Origin of the sequence: Pararhizobium capsulatum DSM 1112 (assembly GCF_030814475.1) — a bacterium.
Classification (GTDB): domain Bacteria; phylum Pseudomonadota; class Alphaproteobacteria; order Rhizobiales; family Rhizobiaceae; genus Pararhizobium; species Pararhizobium capsulatum.
In genome coordinates this window covers 3,787,502-3,810,000 of the sequence record NZ_JAUSVF010000001.1, presented here as the reverse complement: position 1 = coordinate 3,810,000, position 22,499 = coordinate 3,787,502, and the positions used below count along the sequence as shown (strand labels likewise).

The following is a 22,499-nucleotide window of genomic DNA, read 5'->3' as shown; positions in this document are numbered from 1 at the left end:
AGCCATGAGCAGGTTGAAGGTTGGGTAACACCAACTGGAGGACCGAACCCGCATCTGTTGCAATAGATTGGGATGACTTGTGGCTAGGGGTGAAAGGCCAATCAAACTCGGAAATAGCTGGTTCTCCGCGAAAACTATTTAGGTAGTGCGTCGACCGAATACCCTCGGGGGTAGAGCACTGGATGGGCTATGGGGACTCACCGTCTTACTGATCCTAACCAAACTCCGAATACCGAGGAGTACTAGTCGGCAGACACACGGCGGGTGCTAACGTCCGTCGTGAAGAGGGCAACAACCCTGACCTCCAGCTAAGGTCCCCAAGTCATGGCTAAGTGGGAAAGGATGTGAGGATCCCAAAACAACCAGGATGTTGGCTTAGAAGCAGCCATCATTTAAAGAAAGCGTAACAGCTCACTGGTCTAAATAAGGGTCTTTGCGCCGAAAATGTAACGGGGCTAAAGCCATGCACCGAAGCTGAGGATAGCGATCTTCTCACGAAGACGCTGTGGTAGCGGAGCGTTCCGTAAGCCTGTGAAGGGATACCTGTGAGGGGTCCTGGAGGTATCGGAAGTGCGAATGTTGACATGAGTAACGATAAAGGGGGTGAGAGACCCCCTCGCCGAAAGACCAAGGGTTCCTGCTTAAAGTTAATCTGAGCAGGGTTAGCCGGCCCCTAAGATGAGGCAGAAATGCGTAGTCGATGGGAACCACGTTAATATTCGTGGGCCTGGTGGTAGTGACGGATTGCGTAACTTGTTCGGACTTATTGGATTGTCCGGGCGGGGAAGCGGTTCCAGGAAATAGCTCCACCGTATAGACCGTACCCGAAACCGACACAGGTGGTCAGGTAGAGTATACCAAGGCGCTTGAGAGAACTATGCTGAAGGAACTCGGCAAATTGCACGCGTAACTTCGGAAGAAGCGTGACCCTGTCGTACGCAAGTATGTCAGGGTGGCACAGACCAGGGGGTAGCGACTGTTTATCAAAAACACAGGGCTCTGCGAAGTTGCAAAACGACGTATAGGGCCTGACGCCTGCCCGGTGCTGGAAGGTTAAGAGGAGAGGTGCAAGCTTTGAATCGAAGCCCCAGTAAACGGCGGCCGTAACTATAACGGTCCTAAGGTAGCGAAATTCCTTGTCGGGTAAGTTCCGACCTGCACGAATGGCGTAACGACTTCCCCGCTGTCTCCAGCATAGACTCAGTGAAATTGAATTCCCCGTGAAGATGCGGGGTTCCTGCGGTCAGACGGAAAGACCCCGTGCACCTTTACTATAGCTTTACACTGGCATTCGTGTCGGCATGTGTAGGATAGGTGGTAGGCTTTGAAGCTTGGACGCCAGTTCAGGTGGAGCCATCCTTGAAATACCACCCTTATCGTCATGGATGTCTAACCGCGGTCCGTTATCCGGATCCGGGACAGTGTATGGTGGGTAGTTTGACTGGGGCGGTCGCCTCCGAAAGAGTAACGGAGGCGCGCGATGGTGGGCTCAGACCGGTCGGAAATCGGTCGTCGAGTGCAATGGCATAAGCCCGCCTGACTGCGAGACTGACAAGTCGAGCAGAGACGAAAGTCGGTCATAGTGATCCGGTGGTCCCGTGTGGAAGGGCCATCGCTCAACGGATAAAAGGTACGCCGGGGATAACAGGCTGATGACCCCCAAGAGTCCATATCGACGGGGTTGTTTGGCACCTCGATGTCGGCTCATCGCATCCTGGGGCTGGAGCAGGTCCCAAGGGTTTGGCTGTTCGCCAATTAAAGCGGTACGTGAGCTGGGTTCAGAACGTCGTGAGACAGTTCGGTCCCTATCTGCCGTGGGTGTAGGAATATTGACAGGATCTGTCCCTAGTACGAGAGGACCGGGATGGACATATCTCTGGTGGACCTGTTGTGGCGCCAGCCGCATAGCAGGGTAGCTATATATGGAATGGATAACCGCTGAAGGCATCTAAGCGGGAAACCAACCTGAAAACGAGTATTCCCTTGAGAACCGTGGAAGACTACCACGTTGATAGGCCGGGTGTGGAAGTGCAGTAATGCATGAAGCTTACCGGTACTAATCGTTCGATTGGCTTGATCGTTCCCATTGCTTGTGTTCATCACTCGGCAAACGCAAAGCGTTTGTCCGATACTCGGCGAAGACGAAGTCTTCGTCCGACTGAACCATAAGCCATCAAAAAAAGACGTGTTCACATAAGACAAATGAAGCAAAAGCGATAAACCGCAGGCGGTTTACGCAGGCTTCAACCAGCTTCTCAAATATCGGTTTTACCCGCATCTGCGGTGTGAAAATCGCTCTGGCCCAAAGTCGCCTCCTCGTGAGATGACCGTATGGCCGTCCGATGTCCCCTGTGAGCGCCAAGCGAACAGGACAAGGAGTATCGGACAAGCAAAGAGCGAGATTTACACCTGCATTGCAGGTGTAAATCTTGCCCTTTGCCGACCTGGTGGTTATTGCGGGGTGGCCGCACCCGTTCCCATTCCGAACACGGCCGTGAAACGCCCCAGCGCCAATGGTACTTCGTCTTAAGACGCGGGAGAGTAGGTCGCTGCCAGGTCTGCAAAAGGCAAGAATAAACCGATAACATGCGCCCGATGCCGTAAGGCTGAGGATAAGCTGCATGTTCAACAAAAAACCATATCTTCTCTCAACAAACGCCGGCCCAAGCCGAAACAACGGGCCGCCCTCAAGCGGCCTTTTTGCTTCGGTAAATTAAACCGCATAAACAGACGAAATGTTGGTCAATCGAGCTTTTGCAATAAGCAAAAGCGCCGATAAAAGAACTCAAACGAGATTTTGGCTTTGCCAAAACTCGGCAGAAGCGACCAAAGGGTCGCAGCAATCTTTTTGCCAAAGGCAAAAAATTGGCGCGGGGTGGAGCAGCCCGGTAGCTCGTCAGGCTCATAACCTGAAGGCCGCAGGTTCAAATCCTGCCCCCGCAACCACTGAGACTTGCAAATTCGCCCGGGCAAGTCGTTTTACAGAAAGCTCCTCGACATAACCGTCGAGGAGCTTTTTTTGTTTCTGCTCCGGTAATCCCCCCGTTTTTAACGTAAGCGTCCGGCGAATAGATTTTATGCCTGCTTACGGTTTTGAGCCTCGATTCGAACCTGTTCTTTAGCCATGATGCGTTCGATCGTTTCCGGGTCACAATGATCCGCGACCAGGAAGCTTCGTAGTCCGCCCTTCCAGCTCCGGGCATCGCGCAGGAGTTCCTCTATGCATTCGATGCCGCGATCTGTAAATCCGGTTATGCCATCTTCGGACCCGTCTTCTATGTGGATCATCTCGCCGTAGTCGATGTTGTCGGAATTGTACGTGATCTCTTCGAGCAGCTCCATATCCTCGTCGATGAGGTCCGCGACGGCTTTGATCGTGTATACGCGGGTCGAGCGTGCCATCAGGCGGCCTCGCATCGGGCTTTTGCTGGTGTCCAATTCCAGGGCAACAGGTCTTCAAGTCGGTCCTTGGGGTGATCCTGGATCCGGATCAGGACATCTGTCAGATAGACCTCCGGATTATGGCCGTGCAATTTGACCGTTTCGATGATGGTCAGGATGTTGGCGATGCGATCGCCACCCTTGTCCGAGCCTGCGAATAACCAGATGCTATGACCATTCCTCCTTGCGATGTCATTCGTTGAGCGCAGCATAGCCTGGTGCCATTTCGGCCGATGGGGAGGATGGATTCGTCATGACTGACTACGATGCATATATTGGGTTGGACGTCCACAAAGACTCGATCTCCGTTGCCATTGCAGACGCTGGCCGTTCTGGCGAGGTCCGTCTATTCGGAGCGATTCCGAACGAGCCAGACGCGATCTCCAAACTTGTAAAGAAACTTTCGAGCAGGCACGGACGGGTAGAGTTTGTTTACGAGGCAGGGCCGTGTGGATACAACGTCTTTCGGCAAATTGAGGCGTTGGGGTTTGTTTGCCGGGTAGTCGCGCCAAGCCATACCCCTGTCCGACCGGGCAATCGGCAGAAGAACGACACTCGCGACGCCATGATGCTTGCAAGGCTGTTGCGCGCCGGAGAACTTACCTTCGTTTGGGTTCCTGATGTCGTGCACGAGGCGATGCGTGACCTAGTGCGAGCCCGGTCTGTCGCGTCTCACGATGCGCGGAAAGCACGAACATTGATCCAACTGTTTTTGTTAAAGCATGACCTCCGGTATTCAGCCAAGTCATGGACTTCGAGGCATAGAACCTGGCTACGCAACCGACATTTCCAACATCATGCACAGCAGATCGCGTTTCAAAGCTATCTAAATCGACTGGAACAGGCCGAGGCCCGCAAAAAGGAGTTGGAGGATCAGATCGCTGTCATTTCTCAAACATGGTCCCTGGCACGTACAGTGATGAACCTGCAGGCCTTCAAAGGCATAGGCTTGGTCATTGCCGCAACACTGGTCGCCGAGGTCGGAATATTTTCTCGCTTCGACAGTCCCCGGAAGCTCATGGCATACCTTGGACTGGTCCCTGGAGAGCACTCAAGCGGCGGTTCCGTTCGACCACGCGGGATAACGAAGACAGGCAACTCGGCCCTTCGCGCCTTGCTCTTCGAAGCTGCCTGGTCCTACCGCGTTCAGGCCAAGGTTGGGAACTGGATGCATAAGCGACGCCCGGACGTCCCGCAGGCCATTAATGACATCGCCTGGAAAGCACAGGTGCGGCTGAGCTCTCGATACCGCAAATTGGTCGGATCAGGTAAAAAGAGCAACGTGGCCATCACCGCGGTCGCTCGCGAGCTTGTCGGCTTCCTATGGGATGTTGCTCGCAAAACGGAAGTCGAAACAATGTCACCTGCTGCTTGAGAGCTAGCCCATAATCAGCGATCGGGAATGGTCAGAGCGTCGGGAGCGGAGAAGGAATCCTCGGGCAAAAATTTGGACGGGTTTATCCTATGTCCGTAGCCAGATCGAGGCAGCCTTCCGACGCATCGTCACCATTGGGTAGCCAATCCCAGGACAAGAGTTTGAGCAACCGTCGAGTATTCCTGGCGCTCTGACCCATCCCGACCGTGACGCAATGCTATACGCTGCCTGCGTGGTGGGTGGCGCTTTAAAGTGCGTCCCAATACTTGATAATGGTCATAAGAATTTTTCCTTCCAATTCCAAGTGGACGCATGGCTCGTTCAGCTATGTTGTTATCGATTTCGACACGGCCATCGTCGATGTAAACGCTCAAGGCTGTCCATCGCGAGAGGGCGTATCGCATTGCTTCGGCCAGCTTCTGCTTCTGTGGCAGCATCGGAAGCGTCGCCTCGATCCAGGCCTTCAACTCTCCCAGCTGGCATGTTGTTGGCGCAGGGTACGCCGCTCGTCAGCCGACATGCCGCGGATACGGTTCTCGATATCGTAGAGCGCTCCGATCCGCGACAACGCTTCCTCAGCGATCGGAGACGGCTTCAGCTTGATCACGTCATGGAACTTGCGGCGCACATGCGCCATGCAGGCGGCCTCGACGATCTGGTTGCCGTAGAGCTTCTTGTAACCCCCATAGCCATCGGCATGCATCACACCGCTGAAGTTTGCGAGGTGGTCGGCCGGATGCATGCCCTTGCGGTCAGGGCTATAGTAATAAGCGATGGCACCGGGAGTGGCGGCTCGATAGCCACTGCCGTCGAAGACATAGACCCAGACCCTGCCGGTTTTTGTCTTGCCCCGTCCGGGGTCGAGAACATCGACGGGGGTATCGTCCGTATGTATTCGGTCAAGCGCGGCGATATGGGCTCTGATCAGCAAGATGAGAGGAGCCAGTAGAACGGAGACGCGACCGACCCAGTCCGCCATCACGGATCGGGAGATGTCTATCCCCAACCGGTCGTACATCTCGGACAGGCGGTAGAGGGGGATGTGATCGTCGAACTTGGCGACCATGATATGGGCGAGCAATCCCGGTCCGGGTTTGCCGCGCTCGATCGGCAGGGTCGGCATCTCGCCAGCCACTGTCGTATCGCATTCCCTGCAGATCATGCGCTTTTCGACATGGCGGACAATCTTCACCGACGCCGGCACGTGCTCCAGCACCTGGACCACCCTGTCGGCCGCCTTCAGGAACGAGGTGCCACCGCAGGTCGGGCAATTGCAGGGAGCTGCATAGACCAGTTCTTCGGTGGCGAGACCATCTGGCAATGGCTTGCGCTTCGGCTTCTCGGATGTGTCGTCCAACTCCGGCAGAGGGGTTTTCCCGGAGCGCAGTTCAGCCTCGGCACGAGAGGCCTCGATCTCCTCCAGCATCAGCTCAAACTGCTCGATCTTCCGGTCGATCTTTTCCGAAGACGCGCCATGCTGCCGGTGTCGGAGCAATTCCAGTTGCGCCCGCAACAGCCCGATAATGGAGTCGCGCTTGATGACTTCGGCTTCCTGGCTCTCAAGTTTCGCCGCCTGTTCCGCGACGAGTGCGCGCAAAACAGATAGCTCGTCCTGACTGTGCAGAGGCGTTGTTCCCATGCCCGTAAACGTAGCAGATTTGCCCCTGGAGCGCCAGAATTTTGCCCCGGATTTCCCTGCAAAATAAGCGTTTTAGCCCGTTCTCGCCGGGGCCGAAGTCATGCAGGTCGGCGCCAATCAATCCCTTCCACAAGCATCGAGAGCTGCGCCTGCGTCAGGTGCGCAACGCCCTCTTTCGCCGTCGGCCATGGAAAGTATCCGCGCTCAAGAACCTTGTAAAATAGGCAAAACCCTTGGCCATCCCACCAGAGAAGCTTGATCCGATCGGCGCGCTTTCCGCGGAAGCCGAAGATCGCACTCGAGCCCGGTGCCTCCTTAATCGCCGTCTCGACCAGCGCCGATAGACCATCAATGCCACGCCGCATGTCCGTTACTCCGCAGGCCAGATAGACCCGCACATTCCCGGAAGGTCCGATCATGCCGCCTCCAGACAGGCCACCAGCGACGTAAGCAGCTTCAGCTCAACATCAATCGGGACTTTCAAGCCCCGACCGTTTCGTAGCGAGATCTCAATGACCGCTGGCGTCGGTGGCGTATCAGGTGCCTGGGTAGCGCTCACTTCCTCGGTGATTTCCACCGGAAGGAACATCGCTGGTCGACCAACATAGCTGAAGGACTGCCGCCACAAACGGATTTGGCCAGGATGAATGTCATGCCGGCGAGCCACATCACCAATGCGAACACCAGGTTGATCCGCTTCTGCCAATATCCTCAGTTTCGCTTCGTCCGACCAACGCCGTCTGCGCTCAGTCCCGGACATGATCTCAATTCGAGCCATGAAACCTCTTTGATCTGGAATTAATGTCAGCACTAATGCTGGTTCTAATGCCAGAACATCGCCTGATTTGGCCGATCAGAGAAATCTGCTCGCCGGACGCTTACTTTTTAACGGGTCCGATCAGCGGGATGATTGTCGAAATGGCAAGCATACCCGTGAAACTTGAGCAACCCACGATTGCGGCAATCTCGACATTTCAGGCCGAACTAAAGTATGTTGCGCGGGAGTGCGCAGCGGTTTTGCGATAACGACATACGCAAAAACAAAGAGCTAAGGCGTGGAAAGCGAATCGGGAAGATCGCGACACACTTTCGCGGAGCTGATGGCGCTGCGTCGGGACAAAGTTTTGGTTTGGTACCTTCGTGCGGCCGGACGCCGGTGGTCATTCCGAGTGCCCGTGCACCGAAGCATTCGCCTGGGGATGGGCGGATTGTCAGGTTGCCTCTGGGTTGCTTCGCACAAGCTGCGTCGGGTACATGCCAGCCAGTGATTGAATTGGCCGAATCATGGGATCGGCGACTGGAGTGTTGATGATTGTCGGAATGGCAGGTGTGCCTTTAGAACTTGGGGCGACCCGTAATTACGATCTTATTTTCAGCCAGCTCGAAGCTGCAGGCGTCAAGGTCTATTTTCCGTTCACCCAATACCAGGAAAATCCGACGTCCCAGAGCCTCGGGTTTGAGACGGATTTTCTGCCCCCTCCCTTTGGTACCGCTGATCCGAGCGTTTTCGAAGCTATGCGGGCGCATGGCATCAAACTCGCCGTTAACGCCGAATTATTATACGACCTGAATGAGCCATTCCCATCGGCTGAGCTTGATCCCCTTCGTGCCCTTATCAAAGCAGCCGGGCGCGATCTTCTCTATGGCGTATATGGGCCGGACGAACCAGCCTTCCGCAACGTGGACCCAGCCGTTTCCCAGCGGCTTTACGAACACATAAAGGCGATCGACGCCAGCTTGCCGGTTATCCAGGTTCAACGGTCTATCGACGAAGAAGACCCGGTGATGCAGACGCAGGAAGGTCGCGATGCGTATTTCGCCGACGTCCTCGCTCATGCCAAATGGGCTGACATCGTCGGCTTCGATGTCTACCCGGTCGGCGCTTCCGTCGGTGCCTCGACCCCGTACAGCAATGGCAAGCTTGTTTCGCCGGCGCAGGCGGTCCGCGACTATATGATGTGGCTGGCGGAAAATCTTCCAGACAAGTTACATACAATGGTTCTGCAGGGTTTTTCTCCGGAGGACCTGTTCTCCCCGGATGTCCTCGCGCAAATGGACCCTGATCTGATCGCTGCGTCCCGCGGGCCGACCGCGCAGGAAATGCACGACATGCTTGCGGCGACCGAAGGCGCCGCGGTCGTTTTCTGGTGGGGCCAGAGCCATCTCAAGGACGCCAGTTCCGAAACCTGGAAAAATCTGCTTGCCGAGACCGATTCCTGGGTCGATGCGCATGGCGGCTCGGATCTGGTGCTTGTCGTCGGTACGGCTGGCGATGATACCCTCCAGGGGGGAGCGACAGCGGACCGTCTCGTCGGAGGCGCTGGACAGGATATACTGGCCGGCGCCGGCGGCAATGACACCCTGGTCGGCGGTAGCGGCGACGACATCATGCGCGGCAATGCGGGCAATGACACCTACTATGTAGACAGCCTAAAAGACCGCGTCGATGAAGCAGGCGGAAATGGCGTCGATGAAGTCCGAACTGCACTTGCAGCCTACAGTCTTGGCTCATCAAACGTTCAGGGAAGCGTTGAAAATCTTACCGGTACCGGGCTGACAGGGCAATCGCTGACCGGGAATGCCGCCGCGAATGTCATCACCGGGAGTTGGGGCGCTGACAAGATCGACGGGGGCGCAAACGCTGATACCATGAGCGGCGGCGGCGGCAATGATATCTACATTGTAGCCGAGGTCGGGGATATCGTCAGCGAGACGGGTGGCTCCGGCGTTGACGAAATTCGCACGACGCTTGCTTCTTACAGTCTCGTCAACGCCAATGTTCGTGGCGCCGTCGAAAACCTGACCGGACTTTCCTCAACCGGCCAGACGCTCGTGGGTAATAGCGCGTCGAACCAGATAAGGGGCGGTGCGGGGAACGACAGGCTCGATGGCGGCGCAGGCGCAGATACGCTCCGCGGCGGAGCGGGCAATGACATCTACCTTGTAGACGCGATCGACACTGTCGACGAAACAGGCGGTTCCGGCAAAGACGAGATCCGCACGAGCAGTGCATATTACAGCCTCGCGGCTTCCAACATCCGCGGTGACATCGAGACGTTGACGGGCACTGCTCAGACCGGACCATACCTCGTCGGCAGCGGTATTGCCAATGTCATCAAGTCCGGAGCCGGTGACGACGTCCTTGATGGTGGAGCAGGCGCAGATATCCTTCAAGGTGGGGCCGGCAACGACTACTACATAGTCGATAACATCAATGACGTCGTTGTCGAAGCTGCCGGTAAAGGGTCCGACACGGTGCGGGCGAAAGTCACATTCACGCTCGGTCTGAATGTCGAAAATCTGGTACTCGAGGGATCGGGCAACATCAATGGTTTCGGTAACGGCGCGGACAACGCCATCAGCGGCACAAGCGGAAACAATGTGCTCAATGGCGGCGGCGGCAACGATGCGCTCGCCGGTGGCGACGGCAACGACCTGTACATAGTCGACAGTGCCGGAGACATGGTTCTGGAAACGTCGGCGAACGTGGGGCAGGTAGATACCGTTCAGTCCTCCGTGAGCTATGCGCTGGGCGCCAATCTTGAAAAGCTCGTTCTGACGGGGTCTGCCGCGATCAACGGTGCTGGTAACGACCTGGCGAACCAGATCACCGGCAACAGCGGCGCAAACTGGCTGATTGGTGGCCTTGGCGCCGATACGATGGCCGGCGGCGCTGGCGACGACATCTACTTCGTCGACAATGCCCACGACGTGATTATCGAAGCGGCCGGCGCCGGCTCGGATCGGGTTGCGACCAGTGTCAGCTATACACTGGCAGCCAATGCGTCGATCGAGCTGTTTGCCACCGACGACGCGCTTGTCACCAAGGCCCTCAACCTGACCGGCAACGCGCTTGCCCAAACCATTATCGGCAACAACGGGGCCAATGTGATCGATGGCGGCGGAGGAAACGACATACTGCAGGGCCAGGGAGGCAACGACCGGCTGATGGGGGGGCTCGGCAGTGACACGCTGACCGGCGGTTCCGGCGCGGACAGTTTTGTCTTCAACACGGCGCTCAATTCTGCGACCAATGTCGACAGGATCACCGACTTCTCCGTACCAGGCGATACGATCCAGTTGGAGAATGCTATCTTCACCACGCTCGGTGCAGCCGGCGCACTGGTGTCATCAGCATTTCACATTGGAACTGCGGCGGCCGATGCCAGTGATCGGATCATCTACAATTCGGCGACAGGCGCGCTGAGTTACGATGCCGACGGCGTCGGCGCAGGCGCGGCAGTCCGCTTCGCAACCCTCGGCACCGGCCTGACCATGACGCATGCCGATTTTCTGGTGGTGTAAGGCTTGAGCCCGGAATCGGCTCGAAAGCCATGCAGCCGGGCATCAGTTCTGTCGTTGAACCGATGCGTCTGACCTCCGCGCGATTGTCTCACCATGGTCAAATGGTCAGACGGAAGGCTAAATCTGGCGCCTGAAACTCATCACGCGCCAGATTTATGAACGCGCCAAAATCGGCCTGCTGCGGGCATGATTATTCTGCGCAACTTAGCCACCCTCGGCAAAAGGGCGTCGGAGCCAAACTTCGACGCTTAGAGGATGTCTGGTTCAGATTGAACCAGACATCCTCTAGATTCTTTTGTTTCCGTTTGTCTTTTCGGGAAAACCGGTTTCCACTTTTCCCTGACAAACTCTAATTACCGATAATGAACGGCCGACCGATTTTCGCGTCCGCCGCCATTGCCTCTTTTGAAATTGTCATCCGACGACGTTTTCGGACGGGTAGACCAGGCCGATTTGCTTCCTGATCGCATCAAGCGTTTCCATGATAGCGACTGTGTCTTCAGGTGCCATCACTTCCGAAGACGTGCCGGACCTGATCAGGCGTTCCATTTCGAAGGCCTGGAATTGCATGCCTCGACCTGAAACCGTCTCCGCGAATTCTTCGAGAACGTCGCCTTTGTGATCAATGACGCGGAACGATGTCGGCGAGTACCAGACGGAAGCGATCTCGATACGGGCCTTTGAGCCGTAGATAACGGCAGTGTTGGGTCCGGCGCAATCCAGGGCAGACGCCGTTGTGGAAATGGCTCCGTCACGGTGTTCCATGACCGTCGCAACCTCGGCATCGACGCCGGTTTCCTTGAAGCGGGCCGTGGCCTGAACCGACCTTGGGGCACCCAGGATGTCGAAGGCGAAGGAAATCGGATAAATGCCAAGGTCGAGCAGCGCTCCGCCGCCCAGTTCCAGCGCGTTCAGGCGGTGCTTGGGATCGGTCGGCAAGAACTGCCTATGCTCGGCGGAAAGCGAACGCAATGTCCCCAGCGTCCCGGCATCGATGATCTCATGAATACGCTTCATGTGCGGCAGAAACCGTGTCCACATCGCTTCAAGCACGACGCGTTTTCCCGCGTAAGCGCGATCAACGATCTGCCGGGCCTCCAGCGCATTCAGGGTGAAGGGTTTCTCGACAAGGACGTGCTTGCCTGCGTCGAGGGCAAGCAGCGCCGCATCGACGTGTTGCGGGTGCGGCGTCGCGATGTAGATGATATCGACCTCAGGGTCAGCGACAAGGTCCTCATAGCTCCCGTGTGCCTTCGGTATTCCGAAATGCTCGGCGAAAGCACTCGCCTTTTCGAGATGTCTCGACCCGACTGCGGCAACTTTCAACCCGGACGAAATCAAGTCCTGCGTGAAGAGTTCTGCGATCCATCCTGTCGCGAGGATACCCCACCCCAGCTTCTTTCCATTCAATCCTCCAAAGCGTCCGAACGTATTCCCTTTGGAGCACATGTGGACATGGGCCGCTACGGGATACGCACACTCTCCCTAGCGAAAATAGAACGCCGAGCGTTGCGAACTGTGGCCCGAAACAGTTGGTCAAGGTGTTCTCGATACGCAACTTTCCGGAACCCTCTGCCGATAGCGCCGGAATGGCTTGATGATTGCTCACGGCCCGAAGCCAAGCCCCACGTCTGATAATGGTGGACGGAAGTCTGTCCGTTTCTTGCAATCAGGAGCCACCGGCTGTCAGCAGATGGCGTTATTTCACCGGTAAAAACAGTTCGGCGACCGCCTCATGCTCCGACACCTCCGGGAAGAAGCTCAGCCGCTGGCACTAGATTGGAAAGTCGCGCGCTGCCCATCCAATTCCAACTTGTCTCGCTATAAAATGAATGCAACAATCCAGTGCTATTGTGCAGTTTCATATATCTCATTTGTTGAATTAGCTTTGTATTTCCAGCGCCGCGGCGGTGTCGCGCAGACCTTCCGATGATTTCATTCCGGTCGCAAAAGGAGTGGACAGAATGTCCGAGCTATCCAATGTATCGTCGTTTCCGGCGTTTGCCGATGCGTCGGCGAACTACTCAATCGATGCTTGGCAACGTTGGATTCTGTTTCTTGACGTGATGCGGCAGCGTGCCGAGCAGTATGAGGAGCACACCGCGCGCAAGGCACCACATGTACTGGATTATGAGGCCGAGCTCATCTCTGACGCCCGGACTTTCGAGGAGCCGGTCAACTACGCCCTCGTTCGTATTGTCCCGCCAGCCGGGGTTGTGATTGATCCGCTCAAGCGCCCCTTTGTCATCGTTGATCCGCGTGCGGGGCACGGTCCCGGCATAGGCGGCTTCAAGGCCGACAGTGAAATCGGCGTAGCGATGAAAGCGGGTCATGCCTGCTACTTCATTGGCTTTCTGCCTGATCCTGTGCCCGGCCAGACGATTGAGAAGATCGCACGGGCTGAGGCGCGGTTTCTGGAAATCGTGATTGCTCGTCACCCCGAGGCCGATGGGAAGCCGTGCGTCATCGGCAACTGCCAGGCGGGATGGGCGGTGATGATGCTTGCCGCCGTGCGGCCGGAGCTGTTCGGGCCGATTATCGTTGCAGGTTCGCCGCTTGCCTATTGGGCGGGCGTGCATGGACAAAATCCGATGCGCTATTCCGGCGGACTTCTCGGCGGCAGCTGGTTGACGGCCCTGGTCGGCGATCTTGGCGCTGGAAAATTCGATGGCGCCTGGCTTGCCCAGAATTTCGAAAACCAGAATCCGGCCAATACCCTTTGGAGCAAACAGTACAACCTCTATTCCAAGGTCGATACGGAGGCCGAACGCTACCTGGGTTTCGAGCGCTGGTGGGGCGGGCATGTCACGCTCAACGCGGAGGAGATGCAGTTTATCGTCGATGAGCTCTTTGTCGGGAACAAGCTCGCCGTGGGAGAAATCCGCACCTCCGACGGGACGACCATCGACCTGCGCACGATCCGCTCGCCGATCGTGGTCTTTTGCTCGAAGGGCGACAATATCACACCGCCGCAGCAGGCGCTCGGCTGGATTCTTGACCTCTATGAGAGCGTCGATGAAATTCGTTCGCTCGGCCAGACGATCGCCTATGTCGTGCACGAAAAGGTCGGTCATCTGGGGATCTTCGTTTCCGCCGGTGTCGCCCGCAAGGAGCATGACGAGTTCGCTTCGAACATCGATCTGATCGACGTACTTCCTCCAGGTCTCTACGAAGCGGTCCTTGAGCCGAAGGGAGACGCAACTGAGCATCCGGAGCTGGTGGCCGGCGAATGGCTCATGCGCTGCGAAAGGCGCACCCTCGACGATATCCGTGCACTTGGCGGCAATGACATCGAGGATGACAACAGCTTTGCCGCGGCGGCGCGGCTCTCGGAGATCAATCTCGCACTCTACCGGACCTTCCTCCAGCCGGCGGTGAAGGCTGCCGTGAACCCATCTTGGGCCGAGGCAATGCGGCGATTGCATCCGCTTCGCCTGAGCTACGAGTTGTTTGGTTCTTCGAATCCATATCTTGCCTGGGTTCAGGGAGCGGCCGAGCTTGTTCGGGAGAACCGACGCCCCGCAGAGAGCGACAATCCGTTCCTGGCGCTCCAGGAACAGGTTTCCGGACGGATCGTCGAGGGGCTGGAAAACTGGCGCAAGATGTCCGAACGGATTGCGGAACAGACTTTCAACGCCGTGTATGGTTCATCCGCGTTGCAAGCTGCGTTCGGCATCGATACCAAGTCGAACCGCCCGCCGCGCCAGGCGCCTAAGAGCATGTTGACCAGCGCGCTGGTCGAAGCTCGAACCGGAGCGTTGAGAGACAAGATAGCCCAAGGTGGAACGCTGGAGGCTTTGATGCGATCGCTGCTGTTTGTCGGCAAGGCGCGAGAGGGTGCCGACGAACGTGGATTCGAGATGATCCGCCGGATCCGGCGCGAGCATCAAGATGCCAGCCGGCTGAACCCGTCGGAGTTCAAGGCATTGGTGCGGGAACAGTATTACATCCTTGATGATGATGAGGCCGCAGCGCTTGCTGCAATCGCGCCGATGCTGCCAAACGACATCGATGAGCGTAGAGCAGCGCTGGATATTCTTCGCGGTGTGCTCGAGGCGTCCGGGGCGCTGACTGAAGCGGTGGCGGAGCGTTTCCAGCACGTGACCGAGCTTTTTGACGTTGGAAAAAGGCAAGAGGCGGCCAGCGAGCCTACCCGCATTCCGACCCGCACCACACCGCGCAACCGCAGCGCATAATCAAGATGCCAGGAGTTGCCATTGGCTGACACGGCTGCGACGACCCATGAGCCATCAAAATACGACCGCCTGATTGCGGCCGCACAGAAGGCGACGCCCGCCGTCACGATCGTGGCGCACCCCTGTGACGAAACCTCCCTGCGCGGCGCCTTGGAAGCCGCCGAGTATCGCCTGATCGTCCCGGTGCTGATCGGGCCTGAAGCCAAGATACGGGGGGTGGCGGCCGCCAGTGGCCTTGATTTGCGGGAGCACGAGATCATCGACGTGCCGCACAGCCATGCGGCGGCTGCAAAGGCAGTAGCCCTGATCCGGGAGGGAAGGGGCGATCTCCTGATGAAGGGCAGCCTGCATACCGACGAACTGATGCGGGAAGTGACCGCCTCAGCCACCGGCCTTCGAACAGAAAGGCGCATCAGCCACGTGTTTGTTATGGATGTTCCCCGCCACGCGGACACGCTTTTTATCACCGATGCGGCAATCAACATCTTTCCCGATCTGGATGTCAAACGGGACATCGTGCAGAATGCCATCGACCTCTGGGTCACGATAGGTCTGGGGCAGCCGCGGGTGGCGATCGTGTCCGCTGTCGAGACCGTGACCACGAAGATCCCCTCGACCATCGAGGCTGCGGCCCTGTGCAAGATGGCCGAGCGCGGCCAGATCACCGGTGGATTGCTCGACGGTCCGCTTGCATTCGACAACGCGATAAGTCCGGAAGCTGCAGAAATCAAAGGACTTACCTCGCCGGTGGCCGGCCGGGCACAGATCATCGTCGTGCCTGATCTGGAAGCCGGCAACATGCTGGCCAAGAACCTGACTTTTCTCGCTGGTGCCGATGCGGCCGGCATCGTACTGGGTGCGCGCGTCCCGATCGTGCTGACGTCGCGGGCGGATTCCGTGCGCAGCCGCCTGGCTTCGTGCGCTGTTGCAACCCTCTACGCAGCCGCGCGACGCCAGCTGGTACAGGTGGTGGCCTGACGCATGGACACTATCCTCGTCGTCAACGCTGGCTCATCAAGCCTCAAGTTTCAGATTTTCGAGATCGCCGGCGTTCGATTGGAGCGTCGCATCCGCGGGCAGATGGATGGGATTGGAACCCGGCCACGACTGCGCGCTACCGCCGTCGATGCCACGACGCTGGTCGATCGCAGCTACGAGCCTGATGTGGTGAAGGATCTGCCCGCAGCTATCGCGGAGACCCGCACCTGGCTGCAATCGCTGGAGGGTATCACGCTGAGCGCCGTCGGCCACCGCGTGGTTCACGGCGGGCCGGACTATGCGCAACCGATCCTGATCGACCACGATATTCTCGACAAGCTCGCGACTTTTCAGGAGCTTGCACCGTTGCACCAGCCCAACAATCTGGCACCGATCCGCCTTGCCATGGGCATCAATCCGGATGTTCCCCAAATCGCCTGTTTTGACACGGCCTTCCATCGTGACCATGCGGTCCATACGGACTGCTACGCCTTGCCATGGGCGTTTTACGAGGAGGGCATTCGCCGCTACGGGTTCCACGGACTTTCCTATGAATACATCGCGGAGCGGCTGGCGGAGGTTGCGCCCCAAATCGCGCAGGGTCGCGTCATTGTTGCTCATCTCGGTAGCGGAGCTTCTATGTGCGCGTTGCGGGACGGTCGCAGCCTTGAGACGAGCATGGGCTTCACGGCTCTTGACGGCTTGCCGATGAGCACAAGGCCAGGCCAGATGGATCCCGGCGTCGTTCTCTATCTGCTCGACCAGAAGGGCATGAGCGCCGCTGACGTCACGGATCTCCTCTATAGGGCGTCTGGCCTCAAGGGGTTGTCTGGCATTTCCGGCGATATGCGTGACCTGCTCGCCAGCGATCATCCACGCGCCGCCCTTGCGATCGATCATTTCATACATCGCTGCGCGCTGAGTGTCGGGATGCTCGCTGGCGCGCTGGGAGGTCTGGATGCGTTCGTTTTCACCGCTGGCGTTGGAGAAAACGCGCCGGCTATCCGGGCGCGCATTGCCGAGCGCTTGACATGGCTTGGCGCAGAGCTTGATCCTGACGCCAACGAAAGAGGTGCGATGCTGATTTCCACCCAGGCGAGCAGCGTCGCGCTCTATGTCCTGCCGACGGATGAGGAACTGATGATCGCGCGCCATACGCTTGCACTGATCACTGCGTCCTGAAGCCAAATCTCACAGGAGAAGCACAGCTCATGTCCATCCCGGTCGTCAATGCGCAGCTCCTCAGGGGCAAGAAAGGGCTGATCGTGGGCATCGCCAATGATCGTTCCATAGCCTGGGGGTGCGCACGAGCATTTCGTGCCTTTGGCGCCGAGCTTGCAATCACCTATCTCAATGACAAGGCCAAGCCGCACGTGGAGCCTCTCGCACGGGAGGTCGAAAGTCCGATCTTCCTGCCGATGGATGTGGCGGTTGAGGGCCAGCTCGAAGCTGTGTTCGACACGATTTCAAAGACCTGGGGCGAACTCGATTTCGTCGTGCACTCCATCGCCTTCTCGCCGAAGGATACGCTGGGCGGCAGGGTTGTCGACGTCCCACGCGACGGCTTCCTGAAGACGATGGATATTTCCTGCTGGTCCTTCATTCGCATGGCCCATCTCGCCGAGCCGCTGATGAAGAATGGCGGCACGCTGTTTACGATGACCTATTACGGCTCGCAAAAGGTCGTCGAGAACTACAACATCATGGGCGTGGCGAAGGCCGCGCTGGAGAGCGCCGCCCGTTATCTGGCGGCGGAACTGGGACCAAAGAATATCCGGGTCCACGCCATCTCGCCGGGAGCGCTGGCGACGCGTGCCGCCTCTGGCATTCCCGAATTCGATGAGTTGCTGGAAAAGACAAAGACGAAGTCGCCGGCCAGGGAACTCATCAGTATCGATGACGTCGGCGTTGCGACGGCCTTTCTCGCGCATGACGCCGCACGCCTGATCACCGGTCAGGTCCTTTACGTGGACGGCGGCTATCACATCATCGATTGATGGATTGTTCTTCGGGTAGTGCTGTCGGCGCGCGCCTCAAGAATTTACGCGCCCTTCGGCTGGCGGATATGGAGGGTGATGAGCCGCCTCAATTCCCCGGCGTCACCTGCTTCGAGCGCGTTGATCATCATGTGATGCTCGCGGCCGGATTGTTCGATCCGTGCGCGTGTCCGCCATTGCGAAACGGGGGCCGAGGATGTGCGCTGGCGGATTTCCGAAACAAGATCGACCAGTTCCTGATTGCCGCCCAGAAGAAGAAGCTCCCGATGAAAGGCCAGGTTCGCTTCATAGTGTTCCAGCACGGTGCCCGTCAGCGTCATGTCGTCGAAATGTCGAGCAAGCCGGCGCAGGGTGGCGATGCTGTCCGGCGTCGCATTGGTAATCATCCTGTCGGCCACGGCCGTTTCGAGAATGACGCGGATATCGCTGACCTCGTCGGCGCGCCGGCCATCGGGCTGATAGACATGGTAACCGCGGTTGGGAACATGCTCGACCAGCCGTTTTTGCGATAGCCGATCGAGGGCGCGTCGCACCTCCGGTCGTGTGCAATCATATCGACGCTCAAGGTCGATCTGTTTCAGCCACGTGCCTGCGGGCAGCATGCCCGTCAGGATATCCTGAAGAACGAGTTCGGTAACGTCGCGCTCGGCCGCCTGGCTTTCAACTTCACTCATTAGTTTACCTGTTCTGATCGCCCGGATGGCTCATGTCGACCTGATTTTCTTATAGCCAGCTTGGTTTGCAGCTACTCAAGCAAAAATATTCAAAAGCCCCGATTGCGCAATTTATTTTTGTATCCTAAATTGGCACCAATTTTGGTAACTCTATAAAGCAAACTGGTCCCTAAATCCATGAAAAACTCCGATTCCGTCTGGAATTTTGTCGAAGCAAAACGCGATGTCTTTTCCGCGCTGAGCGATCGCATCTGGGGAATGCCGGAAACGAATTACGAGGAGTTCCGCTCCTGCGAGGAACATGCGCGGCTGCTGGCCGAGCAAGGGTTTCGCGTCGAGCGCGATGTGGCCGGGCTGCCGACGGCCGTGATGGGCGAGGCGGGGGAAGGCGGTCCTGTCATTGCCATTCTCGGCGAGTTCGATGCGCTGCCGGGACTGAGCCAGGAAGCGGGTGTAGCCGAGGAGCGAGCGGTTGTCGCCGGCGGCAACGGTCATGGCTGCGGCCATAACCTGTTGGGTGCGGGCTCGATGATGGCCGCCGCCGCGGTCAAGGATTATCTGGCGGCAAACGGTATCAAGGGGCGCGTTCGTTACTATGGCTGCCCTGCCGAAGAAGGCGGCTCCTCCAAGGGCTTCATGGTGCGGGCCGGTGTCTTCGATGATGTGGATGTCGCCATATCCTGGCATCCGGCCGCGTTTGCCGGGGTCAACAATCCGATTTCGCTTGCCTGCAACGAGCTCAACTTCCATTTCAGCGGTCGCGCGTCGCATGCGTCGGCGACGCCGCATCTCGGCCGCAGCGCGCTCGATGCCGTCGAACTGATGAATGTCGGCGTCAACTACATGCGCGAGCACATGCCATCGACGGCGCGCGTCCACTACGCAATTACCGATGCGGGTGGGGCCGCGCCGAATGTCGTTCAGGCGCGTGCGACGGTGCGCTATCTGATCCGCGCCCGGACGCTGACGGAACTGCTGGCGCTTGTCGCACGTGTCAAGAAAGTCGCCGAGGGTGCGGCCATGATGACCGAGACCACCGTGCGCAGCGAAATTATCAGCGGCGACGCCAATCTCGTCGGCAACACCCCGCTCGAGGAGCGCATGTTCGCCAACCTCCAGCGCCTGGGGCCACCGGTCTTCGATGCTGCCGACAATGAGACCGCACGCGCCTTTCAGAAGACATTCTCACGGGAGGACATTTCGGCGTCCTATGCGCGCTTCGGCCTGACGCCGAAGAAAGATCAGGCTCTCTGTGATATCATCTACCCGCTGGGCGGAGGCGATGGCTCGATCGTCGGCTCCACGGACGTCGGTACCGTGAGCTGGGTCGTGCCGACCGTGCAGATGCGCGGCGCCACCTATGCGATCGGGACGCCGGGGCATTCCTGGCAACTGGTGGCCCAGGGCACCTTGCCGGCCGCCCACAAGGGCATGGAACACGCGGCAAAGGTCATGGCGAGCACCGCGCTCGACCTCATTGGCGATCCCGCTCTCATCGCGGCGGCCAAAGCCGACCACAGGGCGCGCCTCGACGGAAATCCGTTCGTCAACCCCATACCGGATGACGTTTCGCCGCCCCTGCCGGAGAACAGTGATGGCCGGTAAGCCCATCTTTCCGGGCTCAAAGATATGCCTCCAGTCCGGGGTAGATCCGACATGACCCAGCCTGGATTCCTCGATCTTCTGAGCTTCGGGCCTGACGGCTGGGCAAAAGCGCTGCTTGCCGGCGCGTGGATGACGATTCTCATCGCGCTGTCGGGCTATACGATCGGGGCGGTTATCGGCACATTCGGCGCCTGGGCAAAGATTTCCGGCGGCCGTGCGCTGCGTGTTGCGGCCGATGCCTACACCACCGTCCTGCGCGGCATTCCGGACCTGCTCGTCATCTATCTTCTCTATTTCGGGGGTAGTGCGGCCATCACCGCAGTCGGTCGGCTTTTCGGCTCGGAAGGGTTCATCGGTTTTCCCGGTTTTCTGGCCGGCGCGCTGGCTGTCGGCATCACGTCGGGCGCGCAGCACACGGAAGTGTTTCGTGGCGCGTTCAAGGCGGTGCATCGCGGTGAAATCGAAGCTGCGATCGCTTGCGGCATGTCACGCGCCTTGCGCTTCCGCCGCATTATCGCACCGCTGACGTTGCGGCATGCGCTGCCGGGTCTCGGCAATGTCTGGCAGGTCGTGCTGAAGGAATCGGCGCTGGTCTCCATCACGGGTGTGGTCGAGCTTCTGCGGCAGTCGCAGATCGGCGCCGGATCGACGGGCTTGCCGTTCGACTTCTATCTGATCGCGGGCCTGATCTATCTCGCCATTTCGACTGTCTCCAGCGTCGCCCTGCGGCAGGCCGAACGCCATTTCAACCGCGGCGTGAGGAGAGGCTGATGGATTGGGAATTTACGCGGGAAACGTTCCTCAGTCTCATTTCGGCGTTGCCGCTGACCTTGGCGCTCGCCGGCACATCCATCGCCCTGGGCGCCATCCTTGCGCTCGCTTTGGCGCTTGCGCGCACCTCAGGCATCTTCGCGCTGGATTGGTTTGCCCGCGCCTATGTCTTCGTCTTTCGCGGCACGCCGCTACTCGTCCAGATCTTCCTGATCTACTACGGTCTCAGCCAGTTTCCGGCCGTTCGGGAGAGCCTGTTCTGGCCCGTGCTGCGCGAACCGTTCTGGTGCGCTGTCATCGCGCTGACCCTCAACAACGCCGCCTATGCCAGCGAGATCATTCGCGGCGGATTGCAGTCGGTGCCGCATGGGCAGGTCGAGGCCGCGCGCGCCTGCGGCATGCCTCGGCTCATGGTCTTTCGCCGTGTCGTGCTGCCTTTGGCGATCCGCCAGGCGTTGCCGGGATACGGCAATGAAATGATTTCCATGATCAAGTCGACGTCGCTCGCCTCCATCATCACCCTCATGGAGGTTACCGGCGTGGCCGCGCGGATCATCTCCGAAACCTATCGTGCCATCGAGGTGTTTGTTGTCGCGGGGTTCATCTATCTGGCCATCAACTTCCTGCTGACGCGTCTCGTTCAGCTGGTCGAATTCAAGCTCAATCCGCATTTGCGGCAACCGGAAAACGCCGCGGCAGCGGTTATTGCAGGAGATGCGCGATGAACCTTCCCTTGTCTGCGGCAGGGTCTCTGGCGCTCAGCGTCAAGGATATTCACAAGAGCTTCGGCCCGGTTGAAGTCCTCAAGGGGATTTCGCTCGACGCGCGGGAGGGCGAGGTGGTTTCGATCCTCGGCTCGTCCGGTTCCGGCAAATCGACCTTCCTGCGCTGCATCAACATGCTTGAAACGCCGGATTCAGGCAGTGTGACCGTCAGTGGCGAAACAATCCGGATGCGGCCCGTGGGCAATGGCAGGAGCAAGCCGGCCGATATCGCGCAGGTGGACCGCGTCCGCTCACGGCTCGGCATGGTCTTCCAGAGCTTCAACCTCTGGTCCCACAAGACGATCCTCGAAAACGTCATCGAAGCGCCCGTGCACGTGCAGAAAAGGCCGCGCAAGGAATGCCTCGATGAGGCGGAAGCCCTGCTTGCCAAGGTCGGGATTGCTGACAAGCGCAATCAGTATCCGTCCCATCTGTCTGGCGGACAGCAGCAGCGCGCCGCTATTGCCCGGGCGCTTGCGATGCGCCCGGAGGTCATGCTGTTCGACGAGCCGACGTCCGCCCTCGACCCGGAACTCGTCGGCGAGGTGCTGCGCGTCATGCGGTCGCTCGCGGAAGAGGGGCGCACGATGCTGATCGTCACCCACGAAATGGGTTTTGCGCGCGATGTCTCCAGCCGGGTCATCTTTCTACACAAGGGGCGCGTCGAGGAAGAGGGCAGCCCGAAAGACGTCTTTGAGAATTCGAAATCCGACCGTTTCCGGCAGTTCATCAAGGGATGATTGCCGCGACTACT

The 22,499-nt window shown here is 58.4% G+C and carries 15 protein-coding genes, 1 tRNA gene, 2 rRNA genes and 3 pseudogenes (1 of these 21 cut by a window edge); 13 read left to right on the top strand and 8 right to left on the bottom strand.

Going from position 1 to position 22,499, the window contains the following annotated elements; translation table 11 throughout:
• From QO002_RS18320 to QO002_RS18310, 3 genes are all read left to right on the top strand, one after another.
• A 23S ribosomal RNA gene (locus QO002_RS18320) occupies window positions 1-2,081 on the top strand (it extends 855 nt beyond the left edge of the window).
• A 362-nt stretch (window positions 2,082-2,443) separates the two neighbouring features.
• Window positions 2,444-2,558, top strand: a 5S ribosomal RNA gene (rrf, locus tag QO002_RS18315).
• Window positions 2,559-2,869: 311 nt separating this feature from the next.
• A tRNA-Met gene (locus QO002_RS18310) sits at window positions 2,870-2,946 on the top strand.
• Between the two features lie 129 nt (window positions 2,947-3,075).
• Here the strand turns inward: QO002_RS18310 and QO002_RS18305 are convergent.
• Both QO002_RS18305 and QO002_RS18300 read right to left on the bottom strand, forming a co-directional pair.
• Entirely contained in the window at window positions 3,076-3,402 is a 327-nt protein-coding gene (locus QO002_RS18305) for a hypothetical protein (protein ID WP_307226575.1), read from the bottom strand.
• A pseudogene (locus tag QO002_RS18300) lies at window positions 3,402-3,638 on the bottom strand (transposase domain-containing protein); the annotation flags it as partial. The gene QO002_RS18305 and the pseudogene QO002_RS18300, both read right to left, overlap by 1 nt.
• A 56-nt stretch (window positions 3,639-3,694) precedes the next feature.
• On the opposite strand from QO002_RS18300, the gene QO002_RS18295 reads away from it, so the two are divergent.
• Entirely contained in the window at window positions 3,695-4,816 is a 1,122-nt protein-coding gene (locus tag QO002_RS18295; protein ID WP_307226573.1) for an IS110 family RNA-guided transposase, read from the top strand.
• Window positions 4,817-5,100: 284 nt separating this feature from the next.
• On the opposite strand, the pseudogene tnpC reads toward QO002_RS18295, so the two are convergent.
• From tnpC to tnpA, 3 genes and pseudogenes are all read right to left on the bottom strand, one after another.
• Window positions 5,101-6,455 (bottom strand): annotated as a pseudogene (tnpC, locus tag QO002_RS18290) (IS66 family transposase); the annotation flags it as partial.
• A 98-nt stretch (window positions 6,456-6,553) separates the two neighbouring features.
• Window positions 6,554-6,874, bottom strand: coding sequence for an IS66 family insertion sequence element accessory protein TnpB (gene tnpB / locus QO002_RS18285; RefSeq protein ID WP_307226570.1), 321 nt, complete (start codon window positions 6,872-6,874; stop codon window positions 6,554-6,556).
• The gene (tnpA, locus tag QO002_RS18280) at window positions 6,871-7,233 is read right to left on the bottom strand and encodes an IS66-like element accessory protein TnpA (protein ID WP_307226568.1); all 363 of its coding nucleotides are present in this window, start codon (window positions 7,231-7,233) and stop codon (window positions 6,871-6,873) included. The genes tnpB and tnpA overlap by 4 nt, the downstream gene beginning before the upstream one ends.
• Before the next feature lie 530 nt (window positions 7,234-7,763).
• On the opposite strand from tnpA, the gene QO002_RS18275 reads away from it, so the two are divergent.
• Window positions 7,764-10,760, top strand: coding sequence for a beta strand repeat-containing protein (locus QO002_RS18275; RefSeq protein WP_307232260.1), 2,997 nt, complete (start codon window positions 7,764-7,766; stop codon window positions 10,758-10,760).
• Window positions 10,761-11,174: 414 nt separating this feature from the next.
• Here QO002_RS18275 and QO002_RS18270 read toward each other — a convergent pair whose 3' ends face one another.
• Both QO002_RS18270 and QO002_RS18265 read right to left on the bottom strand, forming a co-directional pair.
• A complete protein-coding gene (locus tag QO002_RS18270) occupies window positions 11,175-12,170 on the bottom strand; it encodes a Gfo/Idh/MocA family protein (RefSeq protein WP_307232258.1) in 996 nt (331 codons plus the stop codon).
• Between the two features lie 289 nt (window positions 12,171-12,459).
• Window positions 12,460-12,564, bottom strand: a pseudogene (locus tag QO002_RS18265) (AraC family transcriptional regulator); the annotation flags it as partial.
• A gap of 160 nt (window positions 12,565-12,724) precedes the next feature.
• On the opposite strand from QO002_RS18265, the gene QO002_RS18260 reads away from it, so the two are divergent.
• The 4 genes from QO002_RS18260 to fabI are packed head-to-tail and all read left to right on the top strand — an operon-like array spanning window position 12,725 to window position 17,931.
• Entirely contained in the window at window positions 12,725-14,956 is a 2,232-nt protein-coding gene (locus tag QO002_RS18260; RefSeq protein WP_307232256.1) for a DUF3141 domain-containing protein, read from the top strand.
• A 21-nt stretch (window positions 14,957-14,977) separates the two neighbouring features.
• Window positions 14,978-15,934, top strand: coding sequence for a phosphate acetyltransferase (locus tag QO002_RS18255; RefSeq protein ID WP_307232254.1), 957 nt, complete (start codon window positions 14,978-14,980; stop codon window positions 15,932-15,934).
• Between the two features lie 3 nt (window positions 15,935-15,937).
• Window positions 15,938-17,116: an acetate/propionate family kinase gene (locus QO002_RS18250; RefSeq protein ID WP_307232252.1), complete on the top strand. Its 1,179-nt coding sequence runs from the start codon at window positions 15,938-15,940 to the stop codon at window positions 17,114-17,116.
• A 29-nt stretch (window positions 17,117-17,145) separates the two neighbouring features.
• On the top strand, window positions 17,146-17,931 hold the full coding sequence (gene fabI, locus QO002_RS18245) for an enoyl-ACP reductase FabI (protein WP_307232249.1): 786 nt from the start codon (window positions 17,146-17,148) through the stop codon (window positions 17,929-17,931).
• Window positions 17,932-17,975: 44 nt separating this feature from the next.
• Here the strand turns inward: fabI and QO002_RS18240 are convergent, their stop codons facing one another.
• Window positions 17,976-18,605, bottom strand: coding sequence for a GntR family transcriptional regulator (locus QO002_RS18240; protein ID WP_307232247.1), 630 nt, complete (start codon window positions 18,603-18,605; stop codon window positions 17,976-17,978).
• A gap of 177 nt (window positions 18,606-18,782) precedes the next feature.
• Here QO002_RS18240 and QO002_RS18235 point away from each other — a divergent pair, with 177 nt between their 5' ends.
• From QO002_RS18235 to QO002_RS18220, 4 genes are read left to right on the top strand one after another with little or no spacing between them, the layout of a single operon-like run.
• Window positions 18,783-20,210, top strand: a complete 1,428-nt coding sequence (locus QO002_RS18235) for a M20 family metallopeptidase (RefSeq protein WP_307232244.1) — start codon at window positions 18,783-18,785, stop codon at window positions 20,208-20,210.
• A gap of 51 nt (window positions 20,211-20,261) precedes the next feature.
• On the top strand, window positions 20,262-20,981 hold the full coding sequence (locus tag QO002_RS18230) for an ABC transporter permease (protein WP_307232242.1): 720 nt from the start codon (window positions 20,262-20,264) through the stop codon (window positions 20,979-20,981).
• Window positions 20,981-21,706 carry an ABC transporter permease gene (locus QO002_RS18225; RefSeq protein WP_307232240.1) on the top strand — a complete coding sequence of 242 codons (726 nt, stop codon included), beginning with the start codon at window positions 20,981-20,983 and terminating at the stop codon, window positions 21,704-21,706. The genes QO002_RS18230 and QO002_RS18225 overlap by 1 nt, the downstream gene beginning before the upstream one ends.
• The gene (locus QO002_RS18220) at window positions 21,703-22,485 is read left to right on the top strand and encodes an ABC transporter ATP-binding protein (protein ID WP_307232238.1); all 783 of its coding nucleotides are present in this window, start codon (window positions 21,703-21,705) and stop codon (window positions 22,483-22,485) included. Before QO002_RS18225 ends, QO002_RS18220 begins: the two co-directional genes overlap by 4 nt.
• The last annotated feature ends 14 nt before the right edge of the window (window positions 22,486-22,499 follow it).